Origin of the sequence: Pedobacter sp. GSP4, assembly GCF_051857575.1 — a bacterium.
Lineage (GTDB): Bacteria > Bacteroidota > Bacteroidia > Sphingobacteriales > Sphingobacteriaceae > Pedobacter.
Genome location: NZ_JBPZIR010000002.1, coordinates 241790 through 258939, shown reverse-complemented (window position 1 = coordinate 258939; position 17150 = coordinate 241790). Strand labels below are relative to the sequence as shown.

At 39.8% G+C, this 17150-nt stretch carries 17 protein-coding genes and 1 tRNA gene; 12 read left to right on the top strand and 6 right to left on the bottom strand.

Going from position 1 to position 17150, the window contains the following annotated elements; genetic code table 11:
- Nucleotides 1-11: 11 nt before the first annotated feature.
- On the bottom strand, nt 12-701 hold the full coding sequence (locus ACS5PU_RS04720; protein WP_439458120.1) for a PepSY-associated TM helix domain-containing protein: 690 nt from the start codon (nt 699-701) through the stop codon (nt 12-14).
- The gene (locus tag ACS5PU_RS04715; RefSeq protein ID WP_439458119.1) at nt 667-2199 is read right to left on the bottom strand and encodes a DUF2271 domain-containing protein; all 1533 of its coding nucleotides are present in this window, start codon (nt 2197-2199) and stop codon (nt 667-669) included. Before ACS5PU_RS04715 ends, ACS5PU_RS04720 begins: the two co-directional genes overlap by 35 nt.
- 290 nt (nt 2200-2489) lie before the next feature.
- Between ACS5PU_RS04715 and ACS5PU_RS04710 the strand changes: the two genes are divergently transcribed.
- The 6 genes from ACS5PU_RS04710 to ACS5PU_RS04685 all read left to right on the top strand — a co-directional run bounded on the left by ACS5PU_RS04710 (nt 2490) and on the right by ACS5PU_RS04685 (nt 7965).
- Nucleotides 2490-3635, top strand: coding sequence for a methionine aminotransferase (locus ACS5PU_RS04710; RefSeq protein ID WP_439458118.1), 1146 nt, complete (start codon nt 2490-2492; stop codon nt 3633-3635).
- 21 nt (nt 3636-3656) lie between these two features.
- Nucleotides 3657-4463, top strand: coding sequence for a nitrilase family protein (locus ACS5PU_RS04705; RefSeq protein WP_439458117.1), 807 nt, complete (start codon nt 3657-3659; stop codon nt 4461-4463).
- A gap of 139 nt (nt 4464-4602) precedes the next feature.
- Nucleotides 4603-5637, top strand: coding sequence for a N(4)-(beta-N-acetylglucosaminyl)-L-asparaginase (locus ACS5PU_RS04700; protein ID WP_439458116.1), 1035 nt, complete (start codon nt 4603-4605; stop codon nt 5635-5637).
- A 43-nt stretch (nt 5638-5680) separates the two neighbouring features.
- A complete protein-coding gene (locus ACS5PU_RS04695) occupies nt 5681-6562 on the top strand; it encodes a YegJ family protein (protein ID WP_439458115.1) in 882 nt (293 codons plus the stop codon).
- 24 nt (nt 6563-6586) lie between these two features.
- Nucleotides 6587-7357, top strand: coding sequence for a copper homeostasis protein CutC (locus ACS5PU_RS04690; RefSeq protein WP_439458114.1), 771 nt, complete (start codon nt 6587-6589; stop codon nt 7355-7357).
- 77 nt (nt 7358-7434) lie between these two features.
- A complete protein-coding gene (locus ACS5PU_RS04685) occupies nt 7435-7965 on the top strand; it encodes a hypothetical protein (RefSeq protein ID WP_439458113.1) in 531 nt (176 codons plus the stop codon).
- Nucleotides 7966-8099: 134 nt separating this feature from the next.
- Here ACS5PU_RS04685 and ACS5PU_RS04680 read toward each other — a convergent pair whose 3' ends face one another.
- From ACS5PU_RS04680 to ACS5PU_RS04670, 3 genes are all read right to left on the bottom strand, one after another.
- A complete protein-coding gene (locus tag ACS5PU_RS04680; RefSeq protein WP_439458112.1) occupies nt 8100-8492 on the bottom strand; it encodes a DUF983 domain-containing protein in 393 nt (130 codons plus the stop codon).
- A 93-nt stretch (nt 8493-8585) separates the two neighbouring features.
- A complete protein-coding gene (locus tag ACS5PU_RS04675; RefSeq protein WP_439458111.1) occupies nt 8586-9167 on the bottom strand; it encodes a Crp/Fnr family transcriptional regulator in 582 nt (193 codons plus the stop codon).
- Nucleotides 9168-9199: 32 nt separating this feature from the next.
- Complete coding sequence (locus ACS5PU_RS04670; RefSeq protein WP_439458110.1) at nt 9200-10186, bottom strand: D-alanine--D-alanine ligase; 987 nt, start codon at nt 10184-10186, stop codon at nt 9200-9202.
- Nucleotides 10187-10445: 259 nt separating this feature from the next.
- On the opposite strand from ACS5PU_RS04670, the gene ACS5PU_RS04665 reads away from it, so the two are divergent.
- The 6 genes from ACS5PU_RS04665 (at nt 10446) to ACS5PU_RS04640 (ending at nt 15183) form a co-directional block, all read left to right on the top strand.
- Nucleotides 10446-11216: a PASTA domain-containing protein gene (locus ACS5PU_RS04665; protein ID WP_439458109.1), complete on the top strand. Its 771-nt coding sequence runs from the start codon at nt 10446-10448 to the stop codon at nt 11214-11216.
- Between the two features lie 18 nt (nt 11217-11234).
- Nucleotides 11235-12290 (top strand): endolytic transglycosylase MltG, encoded by a 1056-nt coding sequence (gene mltG, locus ACS5PU_RS04660; RefSeq protein WP_439458108.1) that lies wholly within the window; start codon nt 11235-11237, stop codon nt 12288-12290.
- Nucleotides 12290-12697 (top strand): acyl-CoA thioesterase, encoded by a 408-nt coding sequence (locus tag ACS5PU_RS04655; RefSeq protein WP_439458107.1) that lies wholly within the window; start codon nt 12290-12292, stop codon nt 12695-12697. Before mltG ends, ACS5PU_RS04655 begins: the two co-directional genes overlap by 1 nt.
- An 8-nt stretch (nt 12698-12705) precedes the next feature.
- Complete coding sequence (locus ACS5PU_RS04650) at nt 12706-13695, top strand: YihY/virulence factor BrkB family protein (RefSeq protein WP_439458106.1); 990 nt, start codon at nt 12706-12708, stop codon at nt 13693-13695.
- A 95-nt stretch (nt 13696-13790) separates the two neighbouring features.
- Nucleotides 13791-13878, top strand: a tRNA-Ser gene (locus tag ACS5PU_RS04645).
- 291 nt (nt 13879-14169) lie between these two features.
- Nucleotides 14170-15183 carry a zinc-binding alcohol dehydrogenase family protein gene (locus ACS5PU_RS04640; protein ID WP_439458105.1) on the top strand — a complete coding sequence of 338 codons (1014 nt, stop codon included), beginning with the start codon at nt 14170-14172 and terminating at the stop codon, nt 15181-15183.
- Nucleotides 15184-15309: 126 nt separating this feature from the next.
- On the opposite strand, the gene glmS is transcribed toward ACS5PU_RS04640, so the two are convergent.
- Nucleotides 15310-17148: a glutamine--fructose-6-phosphate transaminase (isomerizing) gene (glmS, locus tag ACS5PU_RS04635; protein WP_439458104.1), complete on the bottom strand. Its 1839-nt coding sequence runs from the start codon at nt 17146-17148 to the stop codon at nt 15310-15312.
- Nucleotides 17149-17150 lie beyond the last annotated feature (2 nt).

Here is a 17150-nt window from a genome sequence, read left to right as displayed (position 1 = left end):
GTGTTAAAATATTAAGGTACAAACAGCCTGTAAATTAAATAGCATACAATTGTTCCGACACCGGCTATAATAAAGCCGCTCAATCGTTTCTTTTTGATAAAGCAGATAAGGATAATGCCTGAAATGGAAACCAAAGTCATTAAGATAGCAGAAATATCGATAATCCACGACCAGGCTTTGCCCGAATCTCGGCCTTTATGTAAATCGTTTATTACTGCCACCACTCCCATCCTGGTAACCGAAAGTTCGTATTTCCCGGTTTCCCGGTCGATAAATGAATCCGCTACGTAACCTGGTCCATTAAAGGTAATACTCAGTTCCCTATCGTCTATCCTAAAATCGCTGAGCGTCCCTTTTACCTGATGTTTATCCCTTAAGAATTCTACCAGCTGTAATTTATTGATTTTTGAGGTATCTGCCTGATTTACCCATTTAAGGTTTACTGAACCAGAATCTTTGGTAACCAGTTCTTTGCCCGAGGTTAACCAATCGGCATGGTTTAAGGTTAATCCGGTAACGGCAAAAAACAGCAGAATGGTAAAACTGACCATCGATAAATAAATATGCAGCCAACGCGATAGGCCGGCCAAACGTTTCTTGCCTTTACCTTTTCCAATATCGTTTTTAACTATCTTTTTGCCCAATCCTGCGGGTGCAGAAATGGTACTATTTTTTTGTGCCTGCAATTTTTCTGTATTCAAGTGATGCTGATGCTAATTCAGTATTTGGTGTTAACTCGGCTTTTTGGGCTGAGCCTGCAAACTTCATTTCTTTTGAGACCATCTGATAGGTTCCATGCTCACGGGCAACTTCGATGTATACGGTATAAGTGCCTGCTTTTACCAGCTTTCCTCTGTCGTCCTTCCCATCCCACACCAAACTGTATTTACCTGGGCCCCTTGTTGCCGAACTGGTAGAACTCAACTGGCCTTCGGCACCTTTTTTAAATTCCTCACCGTTAGATCGGTTCCACGATTTTAAATCGGGCAGCCAGCGTGGTTTATTGTACCAAATGGCCAGGTTGCGTACAGGTGTTTTTGCTGCATCTTCTACCCAAACGGCTACGAAAGGCCTGCGGGCGCGTCTACCATCGGTCGATTCTATATTGGCGATTTCTAAATTGACCAGTAATTCAAATTTAGTATTCCAAAGTTTGTCTGCTTTGTTGTTTGCCAAATCAATAGTAGCAGCTTTAGCTGTTTTCACTTCGTATTTGTCCCAGTTATCGCTTTTAATGGTAAGTCCTGTTTTGGTAACCAATAAATAGGCAAGATCTTTTCTTTTTGCGGCTAGTTTTGCAATTTCGTCAACAGAAAGCACATTGAAAGCGGTTGCCAATGCACCAGCTTCGCTAGCATCGGGAGCAATAACCGTAGCGCTGATGATTTCTGAAACCGGCTCGCCATTACGCGGATCGACAATATGAGAATACCATTTGCCTTTAACGCTAAAGCCTCTCCGATAGTTGCCGCTGGTAGCTAAAGCCATATTGGCTACATTTACAGTAGTTAATGGCGCATTATTTTCTGCATCGGCCTTTGGATCAACAATAGCAATATTTTCTGATTGATTTCCCTTGATCACGATATCGCCACCGATATTAACTATTGCATTTTCAATACCCGGGCTCATAATGGCCTGTTCTACTGCTTTATTGATGATGTAACTCTTAGCGAAAGAATTTAGTGCCAGTGGCGCGTTATCCAATCTAGTCGCCGTGCCATCCTGCTCATTTAAAGTATAATGTTGCTGTTTAACCTGTTTAACGGCATTTTGAAGTTCGGTATGCGATGGTAAGCGGTTTTCTGTAGCTGCCTTTTTCCAAACCTTGCTAATTACCTCTGCAGAAGCATCGAGGGCACCACCAGTTAAGTTTTTATAAGCTTCAAACTGTTTTAAAACCTCAAAAAGTTCGCTTGATATTTTGGTTGCCTTATTTCCATTGGCCATCCACTTGCTAAACTCACTATCCGTTTTGTAAGTACTTAAAATATGATCCAAACGGTCAATTTCATTCAAAACACGTTCTTCTGCTACAACTGCATCTGCCTGGTTTGCCGCTTTAATTTTTAATTCTAATGATGTTCCCAGTACATTTTCGTAATTGGATACAAATGTGTGCATGGATTTATTAGAACTTACAAATGCGGATGAAATAATCACGAATAAAAAAGCAGTAATTACATGTTTAAGTTTCATATTTTAAGGTTTAAACTGCAAAGAAAACGGTTTATTTGGAATAATTTTAAATAAGATAAAATATATTTAAAATAATACATTATTACTGCTACAAGAGCAGGCTTTATTTAAATAACGCGTAATGTTTGGTATGGACAACTGTTCAACGCCAGGGTTTAAACGTCAGCGAAAAAAAATATACCCTTAATGAAAGATTGTAGATTTTGACATTGAACTTAGCGCTACATCGCGTGCCTTTTAGCACTAAAGCTTTACGCTTTAAGGTTTTTTTTCCTATTTTCGCTTATACGATGCTGAATATACAATCTAAACTTCCGGGTGTAAGCACTACCATTTTTACGGTGATGAGTAAACTTGCGGCCGAACATCAAGCGATTAACCTATCACAGGGATTTCCTGATTACGCATGCGATCCAAAACTTATTGAACTGGTAAATAAGGCGATGGTAGATGGGTATAACCAGTATGCGCCCATGCCGGGATCGATGGTTTTAAAAGAAACCATTGCGGCCAAAGTTGAGCATTTATACCAGATAAAATACAATCCAGATACGGAAATAACCATTACCGCGGGAGGCACTCAGGCTATTTTTACTGCTCTGGCCGCAATCATCAATCCGGGTGATGAGGTTATTATTTTTGAGCCTGCTTATGATAGCTATGCCCCTACCATTAAACTGTTGGGTGGATTGGTGAAAACCTACGAATTGGCACCGCCAGCTTATGGCATAGATTGGGATATGGTAAAAAAGCTGTTTACGGCCAATACCAGAATGATCATTTTAAATTCGCCACAAAATCCAACAGGCAGTATCCTCAGTGAAAGCGATATGGAAGCACTGATTAAGCTTATTAGCGGTACGGATATCCTGATCCTGAGCGATGAAGTGTACGAGCATTTGATTTATGATGGCCAAAAGCACCAAAGTGTAATGCTTTATCCTGAATTAAAAAAACGCAGTTTTGTGGTTGCCTCTTTCGGAAAACTCTTACATGCAACGGGTTGGAAACTGGGTTACTGTTTGGCGCCCGAAAGGTTAACCAAAGAATTTAGGAAGGTACACCAATTTAATGTTTTCAGCGTTAATAGTGCTATGCAGCAAGCCATTGCCGATTATCTTAAAACACCTGAACACTACCTCGGAATTGCAGGCTTTTTTCAACAAAAACGCGATTACTTTAGGAAATTACTGTCAGAAAGCCGTTTCGAACTCCTGCCTTGCAAAGGCTCTTATTTTCAGTGTGTAAGTTATGGCCATATCAGCGACGAAAAGGATGTTGATTTTAGCATGAGGTTAATCAAAGAATTTGGCGTGGCCACCATCCCTGTTTCGGCATTTTATCAAAAGGGAACAGACCATAAAATTATCAGGTTCTGTTTTGCCAAAGAAGATCAAACCTTAGCCCTTGCCGCAGAGAAATTAAAGAATATTTAATCGCCCCAAAACCGAAAAGAAATGGAAGCACCTGTTTACACTCAAATCGAAAATCTGAAAGTAACCGTATTTCAGGCTTATCTTTTTTGGGAGAACATAGATAAAAACCTCTTAAACCTTGCCCTTCGCTTATCAATGGGCGTTAGGGAAAAAACAGATCTGATTGTTTTGCCCGAAATGTTCAACAGCGGCTTTAGCATGAACTCAGAAGCCTTGGCCGAAGAAATGGGCGGAAAAACCATGCAATGGATGCAAAAAATGGCACACCTTTACAATTGTGTGGTTACAGGAAGTTTAATTATCAAAGAAGACAATCAATATTATAACCGCTTAATCTGGATGGAGCCCGATGGCAAGCACCAGCATTATGATAAACGCCATTTATTTGGCATGGGCGATGAAGATCAGCACTTTAGTCCGGGAAAAGACAAGCTTGTGGTAGAATTAAAAGGCTGGAAAATCAGGTTGGCCATCTGCTACGACCTCAGGTTTCCGGTATGGTTGCGCAATGTAGATCAGGAATACGATATTTTATTATTGGTAGCCAATTGGCCTGATAAACGTTCGGCACATTGGAAAGCCCTGATCCCGGCCCGCGCCATCGAAAACCAGAGTTATGTTATTGCGGTAAACCGTGTAGGTCATGATGGAAACCAGATTTATCACAGCGGCTTATCCATGTGCCTCGATCCATACGGAAATACTGTTTATTACAAGCCTGAAGACGAAGATTTATATACTTTTAGCATTAATTACGAAGAGTTGGTTAAAATAAGGCGGCAGTTTCCATTTTTAAAAGATGCCGATAAATTTACCATCACCAATTAGCGTAACACAAACCAAACATAAAAACGCACAGCCAGTTAAACGATTAACTAACTTTGTAAAATGCCAATACTGTTGCTTTGTTTAACAATTAACCTATTGAACATTTAAACCATTAACCCATTTAACCATTACCACCAAAATGTTTAACCGCCGTAAATTTATAAAGGCCTCTGCTCTTTCTGCTGGAATGCTGGCTATTGACAAAAGCAGTATCGCTACCGCAATTGCGCAGAAAGAACCAAAAACAGCAAATTTTCCAATCGTAATTTCTACATGGGATTTTGGAATAGCAGCAAATGCCGATGCCTGGAAAGTACTTTCGAAGGGTGGACGCGCATTAGATGCTGTAGAGCAAGGGGTTTGGGTACCCGAGGCCGATGAAAAAAATCAATCGGTAGGTTACGGCGGCTTGCCTGATAGAGATGGGCGTGTTACCCTTGATGCCTGCATTATGGATGAACTGGGAAATTGCGGGGCAGTTTTAGCCCTAGAGCACATCAAACACCCTATTTCTGTTGCGCGTAAGGTGATGGAAAAAACGCCGCACGTTATGCTGGCTGGCGATGGTGCTTTGCAGTTTGCTTTAGAACAGGGCTTTAAAAAAGAAAACCTCCTTACCCCATCAAGCGAAAAAGCATGGAAAGAATGGTTAAAAACGGCTAAATATGCACCGGTAATGAACATCGAAAATAAACTTTACGAAAAAGCTGCCCCACAAAAACTACCGGGCAACCAATATAACCACGATACGATTGGCATGTTGGCGATTGATGCCAAAGGCAATATTTCTGGTGCCTGTACCACCAGCGGCATGGCTTATAAACTGCATGGAAGAATTGGCGATAGCCCGATCATCGGCGCTGGTTTGTACGTAGATAATGAAGTTGGTGGCGCTACTTCAACAGGTGTTGGAGAAGAGGTTGTAAGAAATGTAGGCTCGTTTTTAGTGGTTGAGCTGATGCGTCAGGGCTATGCACCTGAGGCTGCCTGCAAAGAAGCGGTAATGCGCATTATCAAAAAGAAACCCGAAACCGCAAAAAACATCCAGGTTGGCTTTTTGGCCATCAATAAAAAAGGCGAATATGGAGCATACGCCATTCAACAGGGCTTTAGTTATGCAGTTTGTAATGCAGAAAAGCAAGATCTGTTAATAAAAGGAAAAAGTTATTATTAACTTAAATAAATCATCCCAACATTAACCATCTAATAACGCAAAAATGGGATTATTATCTAGGATATTTGGTAAAAAGAGTGTAGAGGAACGTAAAGGGGAGCCGGATGTGGTTTTACTCCCAAAAGATGATGCTAAAATGGAATGGGCTATTCAAAAGGCCGGTTTAACGCTATGGCGATTTGAAGAGAGCCTAAAAAATCCCTTGCCTTACCAGCAATACTTTTCCATCAAAGTACTGATTATGGATGGCGATGAAGGTGAGCACATTTGGCTAACAGATCCGCATTTTGATGAGGAAGGCAATTTATTTGGTACCGTAGGCAATACACCTGTGAATGTACGATCCGTTAAACTCAATCAGAAGATTGGCATTAAACGCGATTCGATTTCAGATTGGATGATTATAGAACATGGCCGTTTAATCGGAGGATATACGATAAGGGCTATACGTGATGAAATTCCCGATCAGGATAAAGCCGCCTTTGATAAGCAGATAAACCTACACATTGATGAGGGGGTTGATTATTTTAAGTGCAATTTAGAAACGCCTGAAGGCGCCATTTTATCGCTGGAGAAGGCTTACAATTACAAAGATATTAATGCCGCTATGGATTGTAAGGACTTTTATGAGGAAGCTAAGTCCCTGCTCTCGGTAATGAACATGGATTTGGATAAACATATCATCAGCGAAACAGCCGAAGTACTTAAGTTATCTTTCCTTAAGAATATCGAAGAACATGGATTTCCTGATTTTTCGGGCGTTAAAAATGCTTTTCCAGTGCGTAACAAGATCAGTGAAACACATTGGGTAATTACAGAGGTTTGCTGGCATCCTGATGGAAAAAAATCGGTTCAGCTGATCAATACTTATAAATCTCCGAGAGGATGGGTTGTTCTGGGACCAGCGGCAGAGCCACTCAAATAATAAAAACACTAAAACATTAATAAGATGAACAGTAGCGGTTCTAATCAGTTAGCTGGTCTAGAGGTATGTGCAAACTCTTACGCATCTGCATTGGCAGCACAAAATGGCGGTGCAATAAGGGTAGAACTCTGCGATAATTTAGCCGAAGGCGGAACAACCCCAAGCTATGCGCAGATAGCCTTGGCCAAGAAAAACCTAACCATCCAAATCTGGCCCATTATCCGTCCACGGGGTGGCGATTTTTTATATACCGACATTGAGTTTGAATTAATGAAAGAAGATATAAAAATCTGTAAATCATTAAATTGTGATGGTATAGTTACAGGCATACTTAAAGATGATGGAAGTATTGATACAGAAAGATGTGCAACGTTGATCGAGTTGGCAAAACCCATGTCAGTTGCTTTTCACCGCGCATTTGATATGAGCAATGATATGGATAAGGCATTGGAAGATTTAATCGCGCTCAACATTAAAAGAGTACTCACTTCTGGTGCGGCATCATCAGCCATTTTAGGAGCAGAAAAATTAGCCGATCTGGTAAAAAAAGCAAATGGTAGGATTTCGATTATGCCTGGGGCTGGGGTAAATAAAGCTAACATCCAGGAGCTGATTGAAAAAACCGGGGCAAAGCAATTCCATGCTTCAGCAAAAGAATTTGTAGCAAGTAAAATGGAATACAGAAATACAGGTGCGAAAATGGGAAGTATTGAAGATGAGTACCAATACGAGTTAACATCTGTTGAGAAAGTTAAAGCGCTAACTGAAATTATCGATAAACATTTTGTTAAATAATACTTTTTAATTATCCGATACTAAGTAAATAATATTCAGACAATTAGTATATTTATTAACCATTAACTATACTAATTATGATAAAAAAACTGACCACCATTTTTGCGGTGACCTTGCTTTTCGCGGCATGCCAAAGTAAGGATGCAAAAACAACAGATTCGGCAATGGCCGATACCACCAAATATCCTTATACACCTAAAAAGGTACATAACTGGGAAATGAACCCCGACAGTAAAAACATGGTGGCTGCCATGAGTGCGCTAAAAGGTTTTGCCAATTTAGATACCATAGCCGTTAAGCCATTTATTGGGGATAGCATTTGGCTTGTGGTTGATCAATACGAATTTAAGGGTACAAAGTCACAGTTCTTGGGGGTAGCTAAACATGAAATGGACCGCTTTAACCACATTGAAATCGATATGGAAGATATGGAGTCGGTTATCAGCAAAGATAAATCAGAAGAATGGGTGAGCTTATGGTACAAACAAATATCTACCATGAAAGATGGTAAGGTGGATACGGTAAACTGTTTTAACGATTTTAAGCTGAAAGATGGGAAGGTTGTGGGCTGGTCGGAGTATATCCAGCATCCTATGAAGGGTAAGTAATGCTGTAATAATTCAAATCTGTCGCGAAGAGCTTGTCGAAATGCTTTACAATTTTATCATAAAGTCCTTCGACAGGCTCAGGATGACAGTCTTCTACTATGAAATTAAAATACCAAGCCCAGCTTCATTTATAATTAATCTCCACTTCCAGGCACATAATGCAAGCCAGGCGTAAGATAATGCAATAAAATAACCCTCGAGTAACGGTAATTTATCGGCGATAATAGAAATACGCCCGACAAAATTAACGCTACATAGTACCAAAGGTTTTCGTAAACCAGTGGTAAACCTAAAATATAGGAGGCCACGCCTATCGTGATAATTTCGGCTACATTCATCGCGTAGCTCACGAACATGGCTACGTAGAAAAATCCCGGCTCACGCTCAAATTTTAAGTTACAGTGCGGGCAATTGATATTTGTTTTCTGCAGTTTAAAAGAATATGCACTTCCTGTAAATATATCGCCTTTACGGCAACGTGGACATTTGCATTTTAAAAAAGCTTGAAATTTAGATAACTCGGCCATAATCTTATTCTTTATTACGACAAAGGTAAATTTAAATAAACTATCAAATTATGATCTGCATCATGTTTATGATGCTAGCACCAGAAAATGCCATTAAACCTTAAATATTTTACCCTTTTTAGTTAAGATAACACCTTTTTCGCTTAACGTTTTAATGCCTCTAATTACTGTTTCAACCCTCAGCCCGGTCATATCAGCCAGTTCTTGCCGTGTTACTTTTAGGTGCTCACCAAGAGCAATATCACTCAACAGATAATTAATGATGGTCAATAACCGGTGCTCTGCCTTTTCATTGGCAAGTTCTTCCAACATCATCGATTTATAGAATAAGCGGCTGCTCAGCGTTTGGATCAGCTCCATACTAAATTCGGGCTCATGCTGTATCAAATTGAAGAAACTTTCTTTATTTACCGCAATAAGCTGAGTATCTTTATTGGCAATCGTAAAAGCCAAATATGGCCTGTCGATTAGTAAAGCTGGTTCGCCAAAGTACTGGCCGGTTTTAAAAACCCCCTGTATAAACTCTCTTCCCTCATCACTTACGGTAACCATCCTTACCTCGCCCAATTTTATAAAATAAACATAGCGAGGCTGCATACCCGGCTCATAAATAATTGAGTTTCTCGGATAATTCTTAATTTTAAACCCAATATCGATCAGTTTTTGGATATTCATGATGCGCAGCCGATTTTAAACCTGAGCGAAGATTAACCCAGTGTTTCTTTCATCAAACGGGTATAAAATTCTTTCAGCGTAATGCCCATGGCTGCTACCTGCTGTGGAATAAAGCTGGTTGCTGTTTGCCCGGGAATGGTATTGATTTCGATAAAATAGAATTTTCCGGTTTCGTGTTCCAGAAAATAATCTATTCTAACCACCCCCCTGCAGTTCAATTTCCGGTAAACATCGGTTACAATCTGCTGTACCCTTCCCAGCTCCTCTTCGTTCATATTGCCAGGGGTAATTTCTTCGGTTGCACCGGGGGTATATTTGGCTTCAAAATCAAAAAATTCGTTCTGAGGAATAACTTCAGTAGTTGGTAAAACGATAATTTTCCCTTCAGCGCCAAACACACCAATAGAAAACTCCCTACCGCTTACAAATTCTTCAATCAACACCTGCTCATCTTCTTTAAATGCTTTTTCAATTGCACTTTCCAGATCATCGGCATGTTTTACCTTCGTCATGCCAATACTGCTACCACCGCTGTTCGGTTTTACAAAATAAGGCAAGCGCAGCTCTTGTTTGATCTGGCCAATATTGTGGTTTCCACCTTTAAAAATCTGAATAGATTTAGCTGTATTTAAGTGATCTATACCTTCCACAATGGCTTTGGTATAACCTTTATTCATGGTGATGGATGAGGTTAACGCATCGCAGGTGGTGTAAGGGATGCCCAACATATCGAAGTAGCCCTGCAATTTGCCATCTTCACCGGGCGAACCGTGTATCGCAATAAAAACACCATCAAATTTAATTTTCCGTCCTTCTAAGGTTAAAGAAAAATCGTTCTTATCTATTTCAATTTTAACTGAATCTGCAGGCTCGTAAAACCAGCCTTTTTCGTTAAGCATAATTTTATATACATCGTACAGCTCGGGATCGATATTCTGGGCAATTGTGGCTGCGCTTTTTACCGAAACTACCCATTCGCCTGTGGTACCGCCAGTTAACAATGCTATAATTTTCTTCATGTCAGAAATCCTTAGTTATAAATAGAAATTGATTATAAATATATCGTCAAAAATATAAATATCTTTGTGCTTTGGCTACATAAACGGAACAATTATTGAAGACCGGTTGATCAAATTAATGAAGGATGGACTGATTGAATATCCGGATATAAATAGCTTGCTGATCATTCATAAATGCGATCAATCTATCATTCGATATTCAATCAATAATTAAAATAGTTACATTTGAGCTTGTACGCATAAACCCAATTTAAGATACATGTCTAAATTTATAGATTACTTAAAAACCAAATCGTTTAGAAACAACATTTTAGCTGCCGTAATCACCGTTATTGCATTGCTCCTGATCGCTTTTTTCAGTTTAAGATATTACACCAAACACGGCCAGGGTTTAAATGTGCCCATGGTAAAAGGCCTATCTTTTGAGCAGGCTGTAAAAAAACTAGAAGATGCAGGTTTAAAATATGAAGTAGATTCTGTTTTTATCTTAGATCAGCCAGCTGGGATTGTAATTGACCAGGATCCCGATCCGAATACCTTTGTTAAAGATAACCGGACCATATATTTAACCATTAACGCAGGCAAAACACCAAATACAAAATTCCCTGATATTGCGTTTAAGACCTTGCGTGAGGCGCAGGCCATTATTGAAAGTTCGAGGTTGAAACTTGGCGATACTACCTATAAGCCTGATGTAAGCCGCGATGTGGTACTGGAAGCTTCTTTTGGCGGTCAGCCGATTACAGCAGGACAAATTGTTCCGGTAGGTTCGAGAATTAACCTGGTTTTAGGCGATGGACGTGGAAACGAAGAAGTAGATATTCCACAGTTAATGGGCTTAACCATGGATGAGGCCAAATTTAGTTTAAGAGGCTCAAACCTAAGCTTGGGCACCATTATTTACGATGGCCCAATAACCGATAGTACCACAGCTGTAATTGTTAAACAAGACCCGATGATTGTTGACTCGTTAACAAAAGTGGCCATAGGTACCAAAATAAACATAACGCTATCCAATAAACAACAATAAAATACGCATATAATACAGATGACTGAAGTAGAAAAAAAGAACATGGGTACAGGCAAAAAAGTGGCAATGGTTATTGCGCTTATTGTTATTTTAATTGCTGGTTACTTTGCCCTGAACATTTACAGGCTTTACTTTGCCCCTAACGTTACCGATAATCAAAAATATTTATACATTAAAACAGGTAGCAGCGACAATGACCTTGTAACTGAAATCAAAAACAAAGATCTGGTTAAAAGCATTTCATCATTTACTGCAGCAGCCGGAAAAATGAATCTTGCAGCTAATGTTAAGCCAGGCCGTTACCTTTTAAAAAAGGGAATGACCAACAGAACATTAATTAACCTGATTAAAGCTGGTAACCAGGATCCGGTTAAGTTAAAATTTCATAATATCCGTAAAAAGGAAAATTTCGCTGCTTATCTGGCCAGTAATTTAGAGGCAGATTCTTTGAGTTTTATCCATGTACTGGATTCGGCTGCGCTGATCAGCAAGTACGGTTTTAATGAAGATAATGTGTATGCCATGTTTATTCCAAATACCTACGAAATGTATTGGAATGTATCGCCAGTTGATTTCTTTGAGCGCATGCATAAAGAATATGATCAGTTTTGGAATGCTGAACGCAAACAAAAAGCGGCCAGTTTAAACCTTACACCGGCGCAGGTTTACACGCTTGCATCCATAGTAGATGCTGAAGCGCTTTACGATAAAGAAATGCCCATTATTGCAGGTTTATACCTTAATAGACTGAACAAAGGCATTTTATTACAGGCTGATCCTACCGTGATTTTTGCAAATAATGATTTTACGGTTAAAAGGGTAACCGGAAAATTATTGCAGGTACAATCGCTTTACAACACCTATAAATACGCAGGTTTGCCTCCGGGACCAATTATGATGCCTAGCATTAACGCCATAGATGCTGTACTAAACCGGGATAACAACAACTACATTTACATGTGTGCCAAAGAAGATTTTTCTGGATACCACAATTTTGCCGAAACCAAAGCTGAGCACGAAATTAATGCAAAAAAATACCGTGAAGCCTTAAACAAAAGAAACATTTTTAAATAATGTATAGCCACAGTACGAAAATTAGGGTAAGATATGGCGAAACCGACCAAATGGGTTACATGTATTATGGCAATTATGCACAGTATTACGAAGTTGGCCGGGTAGAAATGTTGCGGAGCCTGGGCATGAGCTACAGCTCGATGGAAGCCGATGGAATTATGATGCCCGTACTTGAACTTAAATGCAAATACATTAAACCTGCACTTTACGATCAGGAAATTACGGTAAAAACAATTATTAAAACACTACCGGGGATCAGGATCTTTTTTGAATACGAACTGTACAACGAAAAAGAAGAACTGATAAACATTGGTGCCACTACGCTTGTTTTTGTGGACATGAAGAAAAATAAACCCACAAACCCGCCTGCTAACTTTATGGAAAAATTAGCTGTATTTTTTAACTAGTATTTACAATGGAATGGCTACATAGGCAATTGTTACACCTCAAATTCTATTCGAAATTTATTGAATGGACTAAGGGATGTATTTTGCCCGGTTTTAGCCCTCTTCCATTATATACTGTAGCTACATTTTTCTTCCGCGAAATCGGGAAAGATTCGCTGGTAAACAAATCATCATCCCTGGCCTACAGTTTTATGCTGGCTATTTTTCCGGGTATCATTTTTCTTTTTACTTTAATTCCCTTTATCCCGATAAATGGTTTCCAGGACCAACTGTTAAATTTAATCCAGTTGGTACTGCCCCACAACGCATTTGATGCCTTTGAAGCAACATTAAAAGACATTATCAAAAACCAGAACAAAGGGTTACTTTCCTTTGGTTTTTTATCAGCCATATTTTTTGCAACCAATGGTGTTAAAAACCTGATGAAAGCCTTTAACAAATCGTCATTGATTATCGAAACCAGGGGCTGGCTTAAACAAAGGTTAATTGCACTGATACTTACCACAATAATCTGCTTTTCTATTATTATCTGCATCAGTGCAATGGCCTTGGGCGAAGTATTGCTTACTTACATCAAGAACGAACTCCACATTAAAGATAGCTTGGTAGTTTACACCATTAAGCTTACGCGCTGGGCATTGCTGGCCATTTTATATTTCATTACCATTTCGATTTTGTACCGTTATGGTCCATCGCACACCAAAAAATGGAAACTTTTTAGTGCTGGTTCATGGTTGGCTACTATCCTTGCTTTTTTTACGATATGGGGTTTCTCGTTTTACATCAATCATTTTGCCTCTTACAATAAAGTATACGGTTCTATCGGTACGCTGATTGTGGTGATGATCTGGCTTTATCTAAATTCGTTGATCTTATTGATCGGTTTTGAACTCAATGCCAGTGTTGATGTAAGCAAAAGAAGTGTGAAAATTATCCGCCCAACCTTTAATCTGTTCAAAAAATCGGAGCCAATTGAAGAAAATATTCAGAAAAAATAATTTTTTCTCCCTCTGTGTTAAGTAATTATCAATTTTATATAAAAAAAAGCATTTTCTAGTTTGCAGATTTAGCCGGAGTTTGTACTTTTGCCTCCGGAAAGCTGGCAGAGTGGTCGAATGCGGCAGTCTTGAAAACTGTTGACTGTAACAGGTCCGGGGGTTCGAATCCCTCGCTTTCCGCCAAAAAGATGAAACCCGACGTATTGTCGGGTTTTTGTTTTCTGCACTTTCTGCAAATTACGGTACCATTAATCCCACCCACACCGTAAGCTACATTCAAAAATATTGTTTTTAATAGCTAATTTTTCTATTATTCATTTTGCTGATGGCATAAACATACCTAAATAAGGAAAATTTATACCATTAAATCTATTTATTTCAGTTTATTTTTGCTAAAACAAAAGAAAATAGCACATTTAAATGTGTGATTAATTAAAAATTAGCAAATTGTAATTAAACATAAACCGAGTAAAAATGAAAGCAATAGGTTTTAAAACATCACTTCCAATTTCAGAACAAGAAAGTTTTATCGAATTTGAGACTGCTATTGAGCAGCCTAAAGGTCGGGATATCTTGGTAAAAATAAAAGCGATCAGTGTGAATCCAGTCGATTTTAAGATCCGCCAGAACAGTGCCAAAGATACGGTGCTGGAAACCCCCAAAGTAATTGGTTGGGACGCGGTTGGCACCGTAGAGGCTGTTGGAGATGCTGTAAGCCTTTTTAAGGTTGGAGATGAAGTTTATTACGCCGGAGATTTAACCCGAACTGGCAGCAATGCCGAGTACCAATTGGTAGATGAACGCATTGTTGGCACAAAACCAGCTTCGCTAACTGATGCAGAGGCTGCTGCAATGCCACTAACCGGACTTACGGCATGGGAATCGCTTTACGACCGTATACGTATTAATGCGGATAAAGATAAAGGGAAAAGTATTTTAATTATTGGAGGTGCTGGAGGTGTAGGCTCGATGGCCATACAACTGGCCAAAAAGATAAGCGGATTAACTGTTATTACAACCGCTTCGAGGCCAGAAACAAAAGAATGGTGTTTAGCCATGGGTGCAGATGTGGTAGTGAACCACAATAACCTAATTGATGAGGTACGTGCCGCCGGTTATAAGGAAGTAGATTTTATTTTGGATTTTGTAGATACCAATGGCTATTGGAATGCCATGGCCGAACTGGTTAAACCCCAAGGGCATATTGTATCGATAACAGGTTCTGCTGCTCCTATTGAGCTAAATAAGCTGAAAAATAAGAGCGTTAGTTTTTCTTGGGAACTGATGTATACCCGCTCGATGTTCCAAACGGAGGATATGATTGAGCAACACCACATTTTAAACAAACTGGCTAAACTTTTTGATGAAGGGGTTCTGAAAACAACACTTCATACCACACTTAATGGCTTAACAGCAGAAAATTTAAAAAAGGCCCACAGCTTGTTAGAAAGCGGAAAAACAATTGGAAAAATTGTAATAACCTATTAAAAATGGCAGGTAATATGGCAATGATATGTTTGCCATATTACGCTATTTATTTTCCATTTAGGTTACAAACAAGAAAAGGCCACCCCTTGCGGAGCAACCTTCCCGTTGTTAGATTTTTGTAATACCTTATTCTACTGTTACCGATTTTGCCAGATTCCGTGGTTGATCTACATTGCAACCGCGGAGTACAGCGATGTGGTAGGCCATTAACTGCAAAGGTATGGTGGCCAATAACGGCAAGAAAGCTTCGTCGGCATCGGGTATTTCGATAAAATAATCGACCATATCCCTCACTTTTTGATCGCCTTTGGTTACAATGGCTATTACAATGCCTTTACGCGCCTTAACCTCTTGGATATTACTGATTACCTTTTCATACGATGAGTTATGCGTAGCAATCACAATTACAGGCATCTGCTCATCTATCAGGGCAATAGGTCCGTGCTTCATTTCAGCAGCCGGATAACCCTCTGCATGGATATAAGATATTTCTTTCAGTTTCAATGCACCTTCTAAAGCTACAGGAAAACCACTTCCACGGCCTAAAAACAAACAGTTACTGGCATCTTTAATTTCTGCAGAGATGTATTTTACCAACTCGTTGCTTTCTAAAGCCTGTTGCACTTTGTTCGGAATATCTTCCAGCTCGGTAAGCAGCTGTATAAGTTTGCCTTTGCTAATGGTTCCCTTTTGTTGCGCCATGTAAAAGGCCATTAACGTTAAAACGGTTACCTGTGCGGTAAAGGCCTTGGTTGAGGCCACCCCTATTTCAGGGCCTGCATGTGTGTATACGCCTGCGTGGGTTAAGCGCGGTATTGATGCTCCTGTTACGTTACAGATGCCAAATATGGTAGCTCCTTTTTCTTTGGCCATTTCAATGGCTGCCATGGTATCGGCCGTTTCGCCAGATTGGGAAATGGCAATAACTACGTCTTTTTCGGTTATGATTGGGTTGCGGTACCTAAATTCTGAGGCATATTCTACCTCAACCGGAATGCGGGCATACTCTTCAATTAAATACTCGCCCACCAAACCTGCATGCCAAGAGGTACCACAGGCCACAATGATAATGCGGTCGATGTTTTTAAGCTTTTCGGCAAACTCTTTTATCCCGCCCAATTGCACTTGGCCCGATTGAGGATAAATGCGGCCACGCATACAATCCAATATTGAACGTGGCTGTTCAAATATCTCTTTGAGCATAAAATGATCGTACCCTCCTTTTTCCAGCATTTCGAGCTTCATGTTAAGCTCTTGTATCATTGGGGTTTGTATTACATTGTCTAAGCGCTTAATTAAAAGCTCGCTTTTTGTAATTACAGCAATTTCGTTGTCGTTCAGGTAGATTACATTTTTGGTATATTCGATTATCGGAGTAGCATCCGACGCAATAAAGTATTCGCCGCTGCCCACACCAATTACCATAGGACTTCCTTTTCTGGCTACGATTAACCGATCGGGGTTTGCCTGATCCATAATTACGATGGCATAGGCGCCCGCAACCTCATTTAAGGCTAAACGTACAGATTCTAATAAATCGGTACCTTCTATATTCTGGATTTCTTCTACCAGGTGTATCAGTACTTCGGTATCTGTATCACTGCTAAAATGATGTCCCCTGGTTAAAAGTTCTTCCTTTAGGGTGGCATAGTTTTCAATTATACCGTTATGGATAATGGATAACTGTCCATTATTGGAGGTATGGGGATGCGAATTCCTGTCGGATGGTTGCCCGTGAGTGGCCCATCGGGTATGCCCCATGGCTATATTCCCACTGCAATCGAAGTCTTTGGCATAATCTTCCAAAACAGAAACCTTTCCTGCTTTTTTGTAGGTACTTTGTTTTTCGCCGTTCAATACCGCAATACCTGCACTATCGTAACCGCGGTATTCCAATCTTTTTAAGCCTTTTAATACCACAGGCCAAGCTTCCCTGAAACCGATATATCCTATTATTCCGCACATGA